Source organism: Arthrobacter sp. FX8 (assembly GCF_026723805.1).
Taxonomy (GTDB): Bacteria; Actinomycetota; Actinomycetes; order Actinomycetales; family Micrococcaceae; genus Arthrobacter.
Genome location: NZ_CP113505.1, coordinates 3,802,943 through 3,817,470 on the forward strand (window position 1 = coordinate 3,802,943; position 14,528 = coordinate 3,817,470).

At 63.9% G+C, this 14,528-nt stretch carries 14 protein-coding genes; 5 read left to right on the forward strand and 9 right to left on the reverse strand.

All coding sequences use genetic code 11. The features are described from left to right. Positions 1–2: 2 nt before the first annotated feature. A complete protein-coding gene (locus OUO20_RS17805; RefSeq protein WP_224084184.1) occupies positions 3–257 on the forward strand; it encodes a hypothetical protein in 255 nt (84 codons plus the stop codon). After that, positions 254–1,237 (forward strand): cyclase family protein, encoded by a 984-nt coding sequence (locus OUO20_RS17810; RefSeq protein ID WP_268002268.1) that lies wholly within the window; start codon positions 254–256, stop codon positions 1,235–1,237. Before OUO20_RS17805 ends, OUO20_RS17810 begins: the two co-directional genes overlap by 4 nt. A gap of 30 nt (positions 1,238–1,267) precedes the next feature. Here the strand turns inward: OUO20_RS17810 and OUO20_RS17815 are convergent, their stop codons facing one another. The 4 genes from OUO20_RS17815 to OUO20_RS17830 form a co-directional block, all read right to left on the reverse strand. Then, a complete protein-coding gene (locus OUO20_RS17815; protein WP_268002269.1) occupies positions 1,268–1,840 on the reverse strand; it encodes an MOSC domain-containing protein in 573 nt (190 codons plus the stop codon). Positions 1,841–1,861: 21 nt separating this feature from the next. Continuing rightward, a complete protein-coding gene (locus OUO20_RS17820; RefSeq protein ID WP_442781096.1) occupies positions 1,862–4,261 on the reverse strand; it encodes an ATP-binding cassette domain-containing protein in 2,400 nt (799 codons plus the stop codon). Between the two features lie 92 nt (positions 4,262–4,353). Further along, entirely contained in the window at positions 4,354–4,773 is a 420-nt protein-coding gene (locus OUO20_RS17825) for a VOC family protein (protein ID WP_018770356.1), read from the reverse strand. Beyond that, a complete protein-coding gene (locus OUO20_RS17830; RefSeq protein ID WP_018770355.1) occupies positions 4,770–5,219 on the reverse strand; it encodes a helix-turn-helix transcriptional regulator in 450 nt (149 codons plus the stop codon). The genes OUO20_RS17825 and OUO20_RS17830 overlap by 4 nt, the downstream gene beginning before the upstream one ends. Positions 5,220–5,444: 225 nt before the next feature. Between OUO20_RS17830 and OUO20_RS17835 the strand changes: the two genes are divergently transcribed. Continuing rightward, positions 5,445–5,849, forward strand: a complete 405-nt coding sequence (locus OUO20_RS17835; RefSeq protein WP_018770354.1) for a CBU_0592 family membrane protein — start codon at positions 5,445–5,447, stop codon at positions 5,847–5,849. Between the two features lie 33 nt (positions 5,850–5,882). Here OUO20_RS17835 and OUO20_RS17840 read toward each other — a convergent pair whose 3' ends face one another. The 5 genes from OUO20_RS17840 to OUO20_RS17860 form a co-directional block, all read right to left on the reverse strand. Beyond that, positions 5,883–6,518 (reverse strand): PAS and ANTAR domain-containing protein, encoded by a 636-nt coding sequence (locus OUO20_RS17840; RefSeq protein ID WP_134164814.1) that lies wholly within the window; start codon positions 6,516–6,518, stop codon positions 5,883–5,885. 140 nt (positions 6,519–6,658) lie between these two features. Further along, on the reverse strand, positions 6,659–8,008 hold the full coding sequence (locus OUO20_RS17845; RefSeq protein WP_144601409.1) for an MFS transporter: 1,350 nt from the start codon (positions 8,006–8,008) through the stop codon (positions 6,659–6,661). Positions 8,009–8,167: 159 nt separating this feature from the next. Then, positions 8,168–8,965, reverse strand: a complete 798-nt coding sequence (locus tag OUO20_RS17850; RefSeq protein WP_018770351.1) for an IclR family transcriptional regulator — start codon at positions 8,963–8,965, stop codon at positions 8,168–8,170. A gap of 99 nt (positions 8,966–9,064) precedes the next feature. After that, positions 9,065–9,802 (reverse strand): fumarylacetoacetate hydrolase family protein, encoded by a 738-nt coding sequence (locus tag OUO20_RS17855; RefSeq protein ID WP_268002270.1) that lies wholly within the window; start codon positions 9,800–9,802, stop codon positions 9,065–9,067. A gap of 17 nt (positions 9,803–9,819) precedes the next feature. Further along, on the reverse strand, positions 9,820–10,872 hold the full coding sequence (locus OUO20_RS17860; protein ID WP_268002271.1) for a D-2-hydroxyacid dehydrogenase: 1,053 nt from the start codon (positions 10,870–10,872) through the stop codon (positions 9,820–9,822). A gap of 328 nt (positions 10,873–11,200) precedes the next feature. On the opposite strand from OUO20_RS17860, the gene OUO20_RS17865 reads away from it, so the two are divergent. Both OUO20_RS17865 and OUO20_RS17870 read left to right on the forward strand, forming a co-directional pair. Further along, positions 11,201–12,250, forward strand: coding sequence for a LuxR C-terminal-related transcriptional regulator (locus tag OUO20_RS17865; protein WP_268002272.1), 1,050 nt, complete (start codon positions 11,201–11,203; stop codon positions 12,248–12,250). A gap of 218 nt (positions 12,251–12,468) precedes the next feature. Beyond that, entirely contained in the window at positions 12,469–13,815 is a 1,347-nt protein-coding gene (locus OUO20_RS17870) for an aspartate aminotransferase family protein (protein WP_268002273.1), read from the forward strand. Positions 13,816–14,528: the final 713 nt, after the last annotated feature.

Genomic DNA, 14,528 nt, shown 5'->3' on the forward strand with positions numbered 1-14,528 from the left:
CCATGAACACCATCCGAAGGGCCATCGAAGTCCTCTTCGTCCTGACGCTCGCCGCACTCCTGGGCGGGGGCATCCTGTTCGTCCTCGGCCAGGCCATTGGCCTGGTTGCGGGGCAGGCCCAGTGGCTCACCCTGCTCAATGACGCCATCAAGACACCCATCTGCATTGCTGCATCCGTCTGCGCCGTTGCCGGGTTCCTGCTCAGCTACAAGCGCCGCCAGCCCCAGGAGCAGCACCAGAAGGCCGGTGCACGGTGAATGCCGCTGAAGGAATATATCCGGATTTTGAAGGTCTGCTGCAAAGGGAGGGCCGCCTGGCCGGCACCTCCTGGGGCCTCTTTCCGCACCAGAGCCGCGGGACGCCGTCGTTCATTACACCCCAAGGTGTGCTGGATGCCCGGCAGTGCATCCGCACCGGAACGGTGTTCGGCCTGGACTACCCGGCTGACGCCTTCGATCCCGGGATGTCCCTCAAGCGCGGCGCCCCGCGGCACACCATCTACTCCTCGCACCCGGCGCACCGGGACGACTACCTGGACGGGTACTACCTTCAGGGGTCAACCCAGATTGACGGGCTCAGGCACCGCCGAGCCGATGATGTCGGTTTCTACAACGGCACCCCGGATGACCGGATCACCGAGGGCACCCCGGACCTCGGCATCCAGGAATGGGCGGAAAACCCGATTACCGGCAGGGGCGTGCTGGTGGACCTCGAGGGTCACCGGGACGAAGCAGGGGAGCCCATCGACCACGCGGGCGGGGAACCACTCACCCTGGACCTGGTGGAGTCCGCCTTGAAGGCCCGGTCCCTCAGCACCCAGCCCGGGGATATCCTCATGCTCCATACAGGCTGGTGCGAATGGTTTCTGGGTCTGTCCGCGGAGGACAAGCAGCGCATCCGCCAAAGCCGGAAGGCCTCAGGCATGGCGCAGTCCCGGGAGTTTGCCGCCTGGGCGTGGGATAACCGCTTTGCCGTCCTCGCCGCCGACAACTTCGCCCTCGAGTGCCTGCCCGCGGTCCCGGACAGCCCCTACCGGCATTCGGCCGCCAACGACAACGGCATGATGCACCAGCAGCTCCTGGCCAAACTCGGCCTGCCACTCGGGGAACTATGGAAGCTGGGACCGCTCGCCCGGCATATGCGCAGCACCGGCAGATGGGACGCCTTCATCACCATCAAGCCGCTGAACATCACCGGGGGCACGGGCTCCCCGGCCAACGCCACCGCCATCACGTGACGTGAGGAAGGGGAGCCGTCGGACGCCCTCCTAGGGAAGCCGCGACGGCCGCAGCAGGCTCGCCCGGCCCGCCTGGGCCGGGTCCAGCGGCACCGGGCTGACCAGCACGGCCGGGCCCCGGTGCAGGAGCCCGCTGGTCAGGGCCCGGCAGCGGATGCCTCCCCGGCCCCGCATGGCAGGGTGCGCGTCGGGGGCGAGCATCTGGTTCATCCACGCACACGGTTGGGCGTGCCGGCCGCCATGGAACGAAACAGCCGAGCCGCCGGACTCCAGCGCAAAGTCCTGCCCCAGCAGGGGAGCCAGCTGCGCCCCGCGGAGCACCACGTTCCGCCGGGTCAACAGGGGATTGAACGGCCCGGCGCCAAGCTCCGCGGCGATGGCCTCAAGGGATTCGACGGCGAACAGGGTCACCGCCGCGTCCATGTGGGCGGCCTTCCCGAAGAACCTGTCGCCCACGATGCCCTTGCCGGCCACCACCTCCGCCGTCTGCGCATCAGTGGTGGGAACGTCCGCCGCGCCGTCCCGGGCACGTCCGAAATAGGCGTGCGCGGGCGAGACCAGCAGGTGCAGGATCTCGACGTCATACCGGTAGGTTTCGGGCATAGGCCCAGCGTAGGCCAGCGTTCAGCCACCCACGTACGTGGCCAGGTGCTGCCCGGTGAGCGTCGCCCGCCCGGCCACCAGCTCGGCCGGCGTGCCCTCGAAGACGATCCTGCCGCCGTCGTGCCCTGCGCCCGGACCGATGTCGATGATCCAGTCAGCATGCGCCATCACGGCCTGGTGGTGCTCGATGACGATAACCGACTTGCCGGAATCCACCAGCCGGTCCAGCAGGCCCAGGAGCTGTTCGACGTCGGCCAGGTGCAGGCCCACCGTTGGCTCGTCCAGGATGTAGGTGTCACCGGTCTCCGCCATCTGCGTGGCCAGCTTGAGCCGCTGGCGCTCGCCGCCGGACAGGGTGGTCAGCGGCTGGCCGAGGGTGATGTAGCCCAGGCCGACGTCCGCCAGGCGTTCGAGGACTTTGTGGGCGGCCGGGGTCTTGGCCTCGCCCCCGGCAAAATAGGCAAGGGCCGCGTCCACGGACATGTCCAGCACGTCGGCAATGTTCTGCCCGCCCAGCGTGTATTCGAGGACGGCGGGCTGGAAGCGGCGCCCCTCGCAGTCCTCGCAGGTGGACTCGACCGTGGCCATGACGCCCAGCTCGGTGAAGATCACGCCGGCGCCGTTACAGGTGGGGCAGGCACCCTCGGAGTTGGAGCTGAACAGCGCCGGCTTCACGCCGTTGGCCTTGGCGAACGCCTTGCGGACGGGCTCCAGCAGCCCGGTGTAGGTGGCCGGGTTGCTGCGCCGGGATCCCTTGATGGCGCCCTGGTCGATCACGATCACGCCCTCGCGCCTGGCCAGTGAGCCGTGGATCAGCGAGCTCTTCCCGGACCCGGCCACGCCCGTCACCACGCACAGCACTCCCAGCGGGACATCCACGTCCACGCTGCGCAGGTTGTTCGTCGAGGCCCCGCGGACTTCGAGTGCCCCGCTGCGTTCGCGGAACGAATCCTTCAGCCGGGCGCGGTCGTCCAGGTGGCGCCCGGTGATGGTGCCGCTGGAACGCAGCCCGTCGACGTCGCCCTCGTAGACAATCTCGCCGCCGCCGGTGCCGGCCTTGGGGCCGAGGTCGACGACGTGGTCGGCGATGGCGATCATCTCCGGCTTGTGCTCCACCACCAGGACGGTGTTGCCTTTGTCCCGAAGCTGCAGCAGGAGGGTGTTCATCCGCTCGATGTCGTGCGGGTGCAGGCCGATGCTGGGCTCGTCGAAGACGTAGGTGACATCGGTGAGGGAGGAACCCAGGTGGCGGATCATCTTGGTCCGCTGCGCCTCGCCGCCGGAGAGGGTGCCGGCCGGGCGGTCCAAGGAGAGGTAGCCCAGGCCGATTTCGGCAAAGGAATCGAGGAGGTCCCGCAGCCCGATGAGCAGGGGACGGACGGAGGGCTCGTCCAGGTCGCGGATCCACTGCGCCAGGTCGCTGATCTGCATGGTGCAGAGGTCCGCGATGTTCTTGCCGTTGATCCGTGCGTTGAGCACCTCCGGCGTGAGCCGCGTCCCCCCGCAGTCGGGGCAGGTGGCGAACGTGACCGCGCGTTCCACGAACCTCTTCACGTGCGGCTGCATGGCCTCCACGTCCTTGGAGAGCATGGACTTTTGGATTTTGGGGATGATGCCCTCGAACGTGAGGTTGACGCCCTCCACCTTGATCTTGGTGGGCTCGGCGTAAAGCATCGTCTCCAGCTGCTTCTTGGTGAACGTGGCGATGGGCTTGTCCATGGGCAGGCCCATGCCTTCGAACAGGCGCCCGTACCAGCCGTCCATGGAGTAGCCGGGGACGGTGAGCGCGCCTTCGGCGAGGGACTTCGACTCGTCGTAGAGGGCGGTCCGGTCAATGTCGCTGATGTTGCCCATGCCCTCACAGCGGGGGCACATGCCGCCCAGGTAGGTGACCTGGCGGACCACGTTCTTTTCCACCCGGCCGCCCTTTTCGGTGCTCATGATGCCGCTGGCCTTGCGGGTGGGAACGTTGAAGGAGAACGCGGTGGGCGGGCCGACGTAGGGCTTGCCCAAACGGCTGAACAGGATGCGCAGCATGGCGTTGGCGTCGGTGGCGGTGCCCACGGTGGAGCGCGGGTTGGCGCCCATCCGTTCCTGGTCAACAATGATGGCGGTGGTCAGTCCCTCCAGCCGGTCCACGTCGGGGCGGGCCAGGCTGGGCATGAAGCCCTGTACGAACGCGCTATAGGTCTCGTTGATCATGCGCTGCGATTCGGCGGCGATGGTGGCGAAAACCAGGGAGCTTTTGCCTGAGCCGGACACACCGGTGAATGCCGTGAGCCGCCGCTTGGGCAGCTCAAGGCTGATGTCCTTGAGGTTGTTCTCCCGCGCCCCCTGGACGCGGATCAGGTCGTGGGTGTCGGCGATATGGGTCCCGGCTTTCGTGGCCATGCCCTCATCGGTGGTGATGTCCGTGCTCAAAATGTCCCCCTTCTCCTGGAGCGGCGCGGAGGGAGGCTGCGCTGGCAGCCTCCCGTCGGCGTCGTCCGTTATATACGTGACTGGTTATATGCCTAGGCCTGCTGGTTGATCCGGACCGTGTTTCCGGCGGGGTCGCGGAATGCGCAGTCGCGGATGCCGTACGGCTGGTCGATGGGCTCCTGGACGACGTCCGCCCCGGTCGCCTCCACTTTGGCGAACGCGGCATCCACGTCCGGGGAGGACAGGACGATGGTGGCGTAGGTGCCTTTGGCCATCATCTCCGTGATGGTGCGGCGCTCGTCGTCGGTGATGCCGGGGTCTACGGCCGGCGGGTGCAGGACGATGGAGACGTCCTTTTGGCCTGCGGGGCCAACGGTGATCCAGCGCATGGTGCCCTTGCCCACGTCGTTGCGGATTTCGAAGCCCAGGGCGTCGCGGTAGAACGCCAGCGAGGCGTCCGGATCGGTAGCGGGAAGGAAGGTTGAGGAAATGTTGATGTCCATGGCAGTCATGCTAGTAACGGCTCGGGGGCGGACGCTTCTCGATTCCTGACCGGTCTGGTGACCTGCTTCGCCACGCAGGCGGGGATGCCCGCCGTCGCGCTTTGCGCCTCCTGTTTGTAGATGCTGGGCGGCATCCCCACCAGTTCGCTGAAGCGGGTGCTGAAGGTTCCCAGCGAGGAACAGCCGACGGCGAAACACACGTCGGTGACGCTGAGGTCACCCATCCGGAGCAACGCCATGGCCCGTTCGATGCGGCGGGTCATGAGGTAGCTGTAGGGGGATTCGCCGTAGGCGAGTTTGAACCGCCGGCTGAAATGGCCCGCGGACATATGGACGTCCCTGGCGAGGGATTCGACGTCGAGCGGCTGGGCGTACTCCCGGTCCATGCGGTCCTTGACGCGCCTCAACTGGGTGAGCTCGCGGAGGTAGGGATCGGAAGCGGGACTGGTGGTCACAGCTCTGATCGTGCTACGCGGGAGGGGTCTTGTCCACCCTTCGGGCGGTGGGGGATTCGGCGTCAAAGTGGCCCTCGGCAGCGGGGTATGATTGTGCCGCTGCCAGCGCATGAGGTCCTCGCCCGAACAGGGCTCGAGGCAACGCAGAGCTGGCGAAACCAAACCCTGAATCACCATCTTCAGCCCTGCCCGGATACTGCGCAGGCACCACTTTGGAAGGACACCATGGAACTGCTGTGGGAAATTGCCGGCTGGGCAGGCGCTGTTGCGATTCTCAGTGCTTACCTTGCGGTTTCCATGGGCTGGCTGAAGGCAGGCAAGGGTTTCCAGACGGCCAACCTGTTCGGATCCGTTGCCTTCATCATCAACGGGACGCTGCACGGGGCATGGCCGTCCGTGGTTACCAATGTGGCGTGGTTCCTGATCTCTGCCGTTGCGCTGGTCCGCATGCGTTCCGAAAACCCAGCTGCTGCCGTCGAGCCGGCGCAGGTTCAGTATCCCGGTGTCCCCGACACCACCGGCCAGATGGCGGTTGTTGAGGCCTTGACCGGTTCCATGCCCGTTGTGGCTTCCAGGCCTGTTGGGGGTTCCGCCCCGGTTGGAGCGGACGGGCCACGCCTGGCGTTGTAGGGTTCGACGGCGGCCCGCGCGTGGGGGCGGCGGTTACAGCAAAGGGTGTGGCTGGTTTGTCAGATTTCCGGCCCGCCCGGTTGCCCGTTCCACGATTTCCTGGGCGATCGCGTGTACCTTGCGGTTCGTATCCTGGCTTAACTGGCTCAGGAGGTCGTAGGCCTCGTCGGCGGTGACACCGGTGCGCCCCATGAGGATGCCTTTGGCCTGCTCAATGACTGCCCGGCTGCGGGCTGAGGCGGCGACCGCCTCGGTAGCCAGTTGGTGCCGGTCGGTATGAATCGATGTGGTGAGGTCCACCACCACGCCCCAGACGCCAACAGGGGTGTCCCCGTCCAGGATGTAGTCCGCCGAGTAGAGCAGTTTGTGTTGACGGTCCTTGCGGTCCCGGATGGAAACGTAGATCGATGATGGGCCGCCAGCGGCTGAGACGTGGTCCCAATACGCCTGGACCCTGGGCCGGTCTGCCGGCTCGATGTGGGCCATGGCCATGTCCATGGAGGGGACAACCTCGCCGCGCTCATACCCGTAGATCCGGTACAACCCGTCCGACCAGCGGAAGATGCCGTCCGCGAAGTAGTACTCGACCAGTCCGGTGGGACAGTCGAGAAAGACATCATTCGGGATATCGACGGATCCAAGTCCTGGAAAGCTGCTGCTGGAAGTCACTGAAGGGCCATTCGACGTGCTGTGTCCCGGCTACCCCCGGCCTGGACGTGAAAGCAACAGAATATAGCAGCGGCCCCACCCCGCGGATCCCGCACGCATGAGTGCGGGATCCGGGGGCGTGGGCGGGACGGCGCCGGTTGTTACCTGGCGTCCTCTACGAGCACCAGGTCGCGGCCATTCGTTTCCGGGGTGAAGAACGTGGTGGCGAACGAGATTGCCGCCAGGACCAGCGAGTAGACCGCCGGGACCAGCCAGGAGTGGTTGGTCACTGCCAGCAGTGCCACGCCGATCATCGGGGCGAAGCCGCCGGCAAGTACGGCGGACAGTTCGCGGCTGAGGGCCACGCCGGTGAAGCGGTGCTGGGAGCCGAAGAGTTCCGGCAGCAGGGCGCACTGCGGGCCCAGCATGGCCTGCACGCCGAGGGCGATGCCCATCACCATGACCACCCACACCAGGGTGACATTGCCCAGTGTGACCAGGTAAAAGGCCGGCAAGGCGATAACGGCCTGGAAGAGTGCACCGTAGCGGTAGACGGGAACCCGGCCGAAACGGTCGGACAGGGCGCCGAAGGCAACAACCATTACCGCGGCGAAGCCCGCGGCAATCAACAGGCCTGTGGGGCCGATGAACTTGTCGCCGGCGAAGACACCTGCAGGCATGCTGATGAAGGACACCAGGAGCGCGGAATAGATGGACGAGTTGCCGTTTTCCCCCATCCGCAGGCCGATACCTATCAGCACGTTTTTCTTGGAATGCTTCCAGATCTGGCCCACAGGGTTTTTGGCCACGGCCTTGTGCTTCTCGAGTTCCTGGAAGACCGGCGTCTCTTTGAGCCGAAGCCTGATAAAGACGGCAATCGCAATCAGGACGACGCTTGCCAGGAACGGTACGCGCCACAGCCAGGCCTGCAGGACTGCCTTGTCCGCCAGCGCCATCAGGGCAAATGTCCCGGCGCCCAGGAGGGTGCCCAGCTGGATGCCGACGAACGGCAGGGAGGCGAAGAAACCACGACGGCGGCGCGGAGCCACCTCCGAAATAAGGGTCGTGGCGCCTGCCTGCTCGGCGCCGGCGCCAAGGCCCTGCAGGATACGCAGGGCCACCAGGAGTACCGCACCGAGCATTCCGGCCTGTTCAAAGGTGGGCAGGAGGCCGATGGCGCAGCTGGACAGGCCCATCAGGCCGATGGTCAGGATCAGCACCATCTTCCGGCCAAAGCGGTCACCAATGTAGCCGAACACCACGCCGCCGAAGGGCCGGGCGGCGAAGCCGACGCCGTAGGTGGCGAAGGAGGCGATGACGGCTCCGCTCTCACCCAGTGGTGCGAAGAAGAGCGGGCCGAAGATCAGGGCCGAGGCAAGGCCGTAGATGTAGAAGTCGTAGTACTCCAGGGCGGAGCCCACGGAGCTGGCAAGAGTTGCCCTTCGCAGCTGGTCCGGATCGACGACGGCGCCGTCCGCGGTGGCCTGCGGTGATTTAGTACGAGTTGTCACGAGAACTCCCTCTAACGCACTCCAGGCCCCCGTTGGCCTGGTGGGATAGCGACAACGCCCATTGCGTCGATCACTATGCTGAACACGATACAGCAAGTTGAACAACTGGCAATAGTCTCTGGCTGTTATATGTCGCAGAAGGCCGCCGCCGCTTGGCGTTCAGCCCATCGGGTTGCCCAGCGAGTGGGCCAGTTCCTGCAGTTCCTTGACTATCTGGGAGCCCTGTTCCGGCGTGTAGGTGGCTTTGAGGGCCGTGACGGACAGGCCCAGGCTGGGACCGTGCGCGCCCCGCGTGGGAACGGCAACGGCCAGGCAGACCACGCCGGTGGTGGATTCTTCGTCCTCGAAGGCAAAGCCCTGCTCGCGGATTTCCCGCAGCTGCGCCTTCAGCTCCGCCCCTGTCCGCAAGGACTTTGGTGTGAGGACGGGCAGTTCTGCGTCATCGGGGAACATCTCCTCAATGTCGTGCACGTTCAGCCGGGCGATCAGCGCCTTCCCCACTGCGCAGAGGGATACGGGCATCTTGTCGCCGATATTGGAGGTGAGCCGGACGGCCGGGTGGCCCTCGTACCGGGCAAGGTAAATGACGTTTGTTCCGTCCAGCATGGCGATCCGGACCGTCTCGCGGGAAAGGACGGAGGCCTGTTCGCAGTAACGGTAAAACTCCTGGACTTCGTCCATGCGGCCCAGGTAGGCGGCACCCAGTTCCACCAGCTTGCGTCCAAGGGTGAACTCCGAGCCCTGCCTGCTGATCAGGCGCGCCTCCTCCAGGGCCAGCAGGAGATTGGAGGTGGATGACTTGGGAATTCCCACTTCGCGCGAGAGATCGCTGAGCGTCAGCCGCCCGGTTGCCGAGGCGGCCAGGGCATCCAGGACGGCCGCGGCGCGGGTGACTGCGGGCGCCGGAGAGGCGGTTCCCGATTTTTCGGATGACGCAGGAATGGGGGAATCGGCCATGATTCTCCTTGGGTTTGCCGGGGCGGGCTTCGCTGTTGTTCAGTCCTCTGAACGTTATCCATCTTAACGTCCTGCGACGCCCGCTGACGCCGGCCCGGCTCAGGCCACGCGGTTGCTCAGGGTTCCGATGCCCTCCACCGTGATGTCCACACGGTCCCCGGGCTCGACGGGAACCACTGTGGCGGGCGCTCCGGTCATCACCACGTCGCCGGGTTCCAAGGTCAGCCATGAAGTGACATAGACGAGGCAGTCCACCACCGAGGAGGGGAGGTTGAAGGTCCCGGAAGTGGCCTTCGCGGCCCCATTGACGTAGACGTCGATGGCCACCCTTTCGGGATCCGGGAGTCCGGTTTCTATCCAAGGGCCCAGGGGTGTGTAGTTGACGCCGGCCTTGCCCTGGAAGTTCCGCTCGTCCACCGCGTTCTGATCCACGTTGGTGACATCGTTGACGCAGGTGTAGCCGAAGACGTGCTCCAGGGCGTTTTCCGCGGTCAGGTTGGCGGCGGTCCTGCCCATCACGACGGCGAGTTCACCCTCGGCATTGACCGTGCCTTGTCCACGGACCGCGGTGATGGCATCGCCCGGCCCGGCGATGGTGTGGACGGACTTGTGCCACGCCTGGATGGGCAGGGGATGGTCATTCAAAGTGCGGTTATGGCCAATGCCCAGGACGACGGCGGGCCTCACCGGGGCGAGGAATATTGCCTCGTTGTGGGTGGTGGCACCGCCGGTGTAGCGGAGGCTTTCCTCAAACGGGTCGACGATGTGGTCCCAGCCGCTGTCGCTCTCAACGGCGTACTGCGGACCAGCTGCTGTATCTAGTCTTGCGATGCGCACCGGTTCTCCGCCCCGTCCTAGTAGAAGTGGACCGTGTCCACGAGGTGGGGGAGATCTCCACCGTCGAGGAAGGTGCGCAGGTTGCTGCAGAAGCGCTCGGTGATGAGTCGGTTCTCGGCTGCGCTGAGGGCCGAGGTGTGGGGCGAAACCATGACCCGGGGATGGTTCCATAGCGGGCTGTCCTGCGGCAGCGGCTCCACGGCGAAAACATCCAGGCAGGCGTAGCCCACCTGGCCGTTGTCCAGTGCCTCCAGCAGGGCGTCCTCGTCCACCACGGTGCCGCGGCCTACGTTAACGAACGTCGTGCCGGGCTTCATGGCGGCGAACAGTTGGCGGTTGAACAGCTTCTCCGTGTAGGCAGTGCCGGGCAGGGTGTTGACGACGGCGTCTGCCGTGGCCAGGAGGGCAGGAAGGCCGGCGTTGTCCACAACCTGATCGATCCCGTCGATGGGCTCTACGGACCGTTTGGTGCCGCTGACCTTCATGCCCAGCGCGCGCGCGATCCGGGCCGTTTCCAATCCGATTTCCCCCAGGCCGCTGACCACGAGGTTGGAGCCGTTGACGAGCCGGGTGGGGACGCGAAGGGTGGGCCAGGCCTTCGCCGCCTGGTCCTGGGCAAGTTCGGAAGTCCGCTTGAAGCCGTTCAGGATTCCCATCGCAGCGAACTCCGCGAGGGGCAGGGCGTGCACTCCGGCGGAGGTGGTGATCCTGAATTTCTGCAGGACGTCCTGGCTGAGGCCGGACGCCTTCACCGCTCCGCCCGCTCCCGCCGCCATGGCATGGATCCATTGCAGTCCGGGACTGTCGCGGGCGATGCGGGCAAGCCCGGCCGGGCTTTCGTTGGGGAAGCCGTAGAGCACTTCGGCGCGGTTGAGCATGGCCCAGTAGCGCTCCTCCTGCTCGTCGGTGCGTTTGAAGGCGGGATCGCCGGCGTGGTCGGCTGGATAGCGTTCCGGGGGCAGGAGGTCGGGCTCATAAAGGACGGTAATCGAGGGATCAACGGCGCGGATCTGGTCCACAAGCTCTGCTTCGAGCGGGACGGCGATGGCTACGGTCGTACGGGAAGTCATCTGTTCACTATAATGGATAACGTCCTGTAGGCTGAACTTTGCAAGGCTTCTGTGAAGCTTGCGAGCCCTGACAGGCGCCCTGGTAGTTGGGCACCGAACTAACTGGTTCCCGGCTGGGACACACCTTGGCTGCGTGTCAGGTTGGGATCTATGGAGGTTGGATTAGCACGTCAGGAAAACGGGTTTCGGACTTCAACCTGACGTAGCTCATACGCCTGGCTGACGTCAGGTTGGGGTGTGCTCCATCTGTACTAGAGGCCCCCGGGGCACCTTGTATCGGCTAAACGCCCCCCGGCGGACTTCTAATACTCATTTCCGAGACGAGAGCATGTTGCTTGACTGGGGCAGCGCGCTCCCCTATAAACGTGAGATGCAACGCCGCAGAACTAGCAAACTGCAGTTTGCGGTGAAACTTTCGCGAGCCCGTTCTATCGAGGATCTCATTCAACGCCTCTACTCGGAGATTGATGAGATCTTTGACCCGGTTGTCGTGGGCTTTGATCTACTCGACCCGGATACCCATCGCTTACTGTCCACATCAGCCCACGGCGTGAGTGAGTTCTTTCTCGCTCGATACGACAGTGTCGGCCGCGCTTCCGACCCAGTTTTGAACCACGCTATCCTCAGCGGCGATATCGCATACAACCTCGCCATGATGTCCGAAGAGGAATGGCGTGAGCTACCGGTATATCGCGAGGCATTCTCGCTACACCGGATGACGAACCTCGTGTATGTTCCGGTCGTTGTCGCCGGCAAAGTGCTCGCCACGCTCAACCTAGGGCGCGGCGAGGGGCGGCGCCCTTTCTCACAGACGGAATTGCAGGATGCGAAGGAAATCGCCGGGCTCCTGAGTTCACTGATGGAATCGCTGCAACGACAGGAGCTCCTTGAACATGAAATCGGGATTCTCCGCGATGCATTCGACCTGGGGAACGAAGCAGTCGTAATCAGCGATGTGAGGCGAGCCACCCGCTATATGAATCGTGCTGCCCAGCGCGTGCTGGAGGAACAGCAACACGACGCCCCATCCTTTGACGAAGCGGTCATCGAGTTCCAGAACCGCGAACATCGACAGGTCTCGGACGATGGATTGGTTTCGCGCATCGTGCCGCTCCGGAGCGGCGAAGGCATTGTTGCCTTCCTTCGCACCGGATCACGTGCAGAAGGACCGCCGGAATGGCTTCGGCAGTCCCTGACGTCACGCGAGACGGAGGTGATGATGCTGGCGAGCAAGGGGCTACGTGACTCTGAGATAGCCCAGCATCTAAATCTCAGCGTGCACACTATCAAGGGCCACCTTCGGGAGATCTTCAAGAAAACCGGTGCACGTTCCAGAGTAGAGCTTGTTCGCATGGCTGTGGCCGCCGACGTCGAATAATTACCCCCTCTAACGAGGGGGGCCCAAACTGTAGCCGAACGGGGACTGACCGTCTTTGGTCGTCCGGCTCTAATCTCATAGCGGCGGAAGGCTGTACCAGCTATCTAGGTCGAGGTATGACGAATCCCAGTCTCGGTGCGTTGGTGTACGGCAATCCGGCCCCGCCCTGACATCTCTCCAGGGCGGGTACCCGCAACGCGTACCAAGGAGCATTGGACATGAGCGCCATTACCCTCGAATCTTCCCTCGCGACGTTCTCACGTCGTTTCGAGGTATCGGCGAAGCTGACAGAGCGGGGGAAGGAAGTTATCCCCGGAGGCTACAGCCGCAACTCCTTCAATTTCGGCCCGCACGCGATCTATGTCGAGAGCGGAGACGGTGCTTACATCTCTACAGTCGAGGGGCACCGGCTCCTAGACCTGAACAACAATTTCACCGTGAATGTGCTCGGGCACAACCACCCGGCGGTGCAGAGGGCCTTACGCGAATCCATAGAAACGGGGGTGTCATTTGGTAACCCCGTGGCACTGGAGACCGAACTCGCGCAACTGCTTGTTGATCGGATGCCCTCAATTGAACGGGTGCAATTCTCCTGCTCGGCATCTGAATCTTGCATGTCTGCGGTCCGTGTAGCGCGTGCCTTCACGGGCCGCACTAAGATCGCAAAGTTCGAAGGTGGATACCACGGTTTCACTGATCCGCTTCAGGTTTCGTGGCACCCCGACCACGATGGAGACTGCGGTCCCGATGACGCCCCCAAGGCCATCCCTGACAGTGAAGGCATCCCGGCGGAGGACGTGGCCAACGTGGTCGTGTTAACCCAGAACGATCGCGAGGGGACGGAGCGAATCCTGCGAGCTCATGCAAGTGAGATCGCCTGCGTTATCCTCGAGCTCGAAAGTGCTTCCGGCGGCGTTGTTACCCTAGAGCAGGACTATGTCGAGAGCCTTCGAGAACTGACCTCGGAGCTGGGAATTGTCCTGATCTTCGATGAGACCGTAACCCTTCGTGCCGGCTATCAGGGGATGCAGGGGGACTACGGGGTGGCACCTGACCTCACGGTAATGGGCAAAATCATCGGTGGAGGCTTCCCACTCGGTGCAGTAGGCGGCTCTGCCGAGATCATGAGCGTCCTGGAGTCGGGGCTTGTCTCCATCTCCGGCACTCACCACGGCCATAAGATCGCCTTGGCCGCCGGTATTTCCACGATGAGGGAGCTCACCCAGGGAGCTTTCGACCGGCTGAATGGAATGGCCACGCGCGTGATGGAGGAGCTCAACGACTGGAGCAATCAGCGGGGTAGCAGCTTCGCTGTGTACGGCAAGGGCATCTCCCACCTCGCTTATGGATTCATGCGTGAACCTGGCTTGAGCATTCGGACTCATCGCGACTACTGGCGGAACTTCGACGGTACCGGGACACAGATTTGTTCGTTGGAACTTGCTAATCGAGGTTTCTTCCCGGTCGCTCGTGGTGACTTCTCGTTGTCGTTGCCAATGAGCGACGACGACATCACGGCCTTTATCGAAACCACCAAGGAGATTGTCAGCGGCATCGAAAGCTGACGGGCGGAGCGCAGGTGATCGTAGACACCTTCTGACTACAGACATTTCAGCAATGGTTGTCTCGAACTCTTGCGACGGCCAGAAAAGGTCAACGGACCGAAAGGCAACTTCCGATGATGCAGGTATCGCCGGTGGATTCAACATCTGGTGTTCGTGGGCGCACCGGCACCCACGCTCCCGTAAGTGGTTGGTGGCGACCAATAGACGATCCGAAACCCTTCCGCTACATCCAGCAAGGCGAGCTGATACCGGGTGTGGACGGAAACCAAGCAGTATGGGTATTGGAGTACGCGCTGCCGCCCTCCAGGCGCGCGCATGCTGTCCAACCCAGAGTTTCTAACCTCGATCTCAGTGCAGGAAAGAACACGACATGAAGAGCCGGCGGATCGTCCATGAGCGCAGGAGGAATAGGCCGCCAGCCAGTCCGAGTATGGAGAAGTCCGGCCTCCCTGGGCAGCGCCGCGCGGAAAGTCTGAGCTCGTTTGAAGGCATCCCTCAAACCCGCTCCAAGGCAGACGTTTACCACTCATGGGAAAAGCCCCGCCACCAGGCTGGTACCTCAAGGCCCATCCAGAGCCCACAAATTTAACCCGGGCTTCAGGGAGTTACGCTCGCAAGGTACTCGGATTTTGGAACCCAGCCCTGCATCGTGCTCGGCCACGTGCGTCCGCTGCGGAAGGAAGCCGCCGGGAACGTGCTACTACCAGCAGCAG

Coding starts and splice junctions, on each gene's coding strand:
- OUO20_RS17815 (WP_268002269.1), bottom strand. CDS start 1,840: ATGCCCGAAACCTACCGGTATGACGTCGAGATCCTGCACCTGCTGGTC.
- OUO20_RS17825 (WP_018770356.1), bottom strand. CDS start 4,773: ATGACTGCCATGGACATCAACATTTCCTCAACCTTCCTTCCCGCTACC.
- OUO20_RS17865 (WP_268002272.1), top strand. CDS start 11,201: ATGTTGCTTGACTGGGGCAGCGCGCTCCCCTATAAACGTGAGATGCAA.
- OUO20_RS17805 (WP_224084184.1), top strand. CDS start 3: ATGAACACCATCCGAAGGGCCATCGAAGTCCTCTTCGTCCTGACGCTC.
- OUO20_RS17860 (WP_268002271.1), bottom strand. CDS start 10,872: ATGACTTCCCGTACGACCGTAGCCATCGCCGTCCCGCTCGAAGCAGAG.
- OUO20_RS17850 (WP_018770351.1), bottom strand. CDS start 8,965: ATGGCCGATTCCCCCATTCCTGCGTCATCCGAAAAATCGGGAACCGCC.
- OUO20_RS17835 (WP_018770354.1), top strand. CDS start 5,445: ATGGAACTGCTGTGGGAAATTGCCGGCTGGGCAGGCGCTGTTGCGATT.
- OUO20_RS17870 (WP_268002273.1), top strand. CDS start 12,469: ATGAGCGCCATTACCCTCGAATCTTCCCTCGCGACGTTCTCACGTCGT.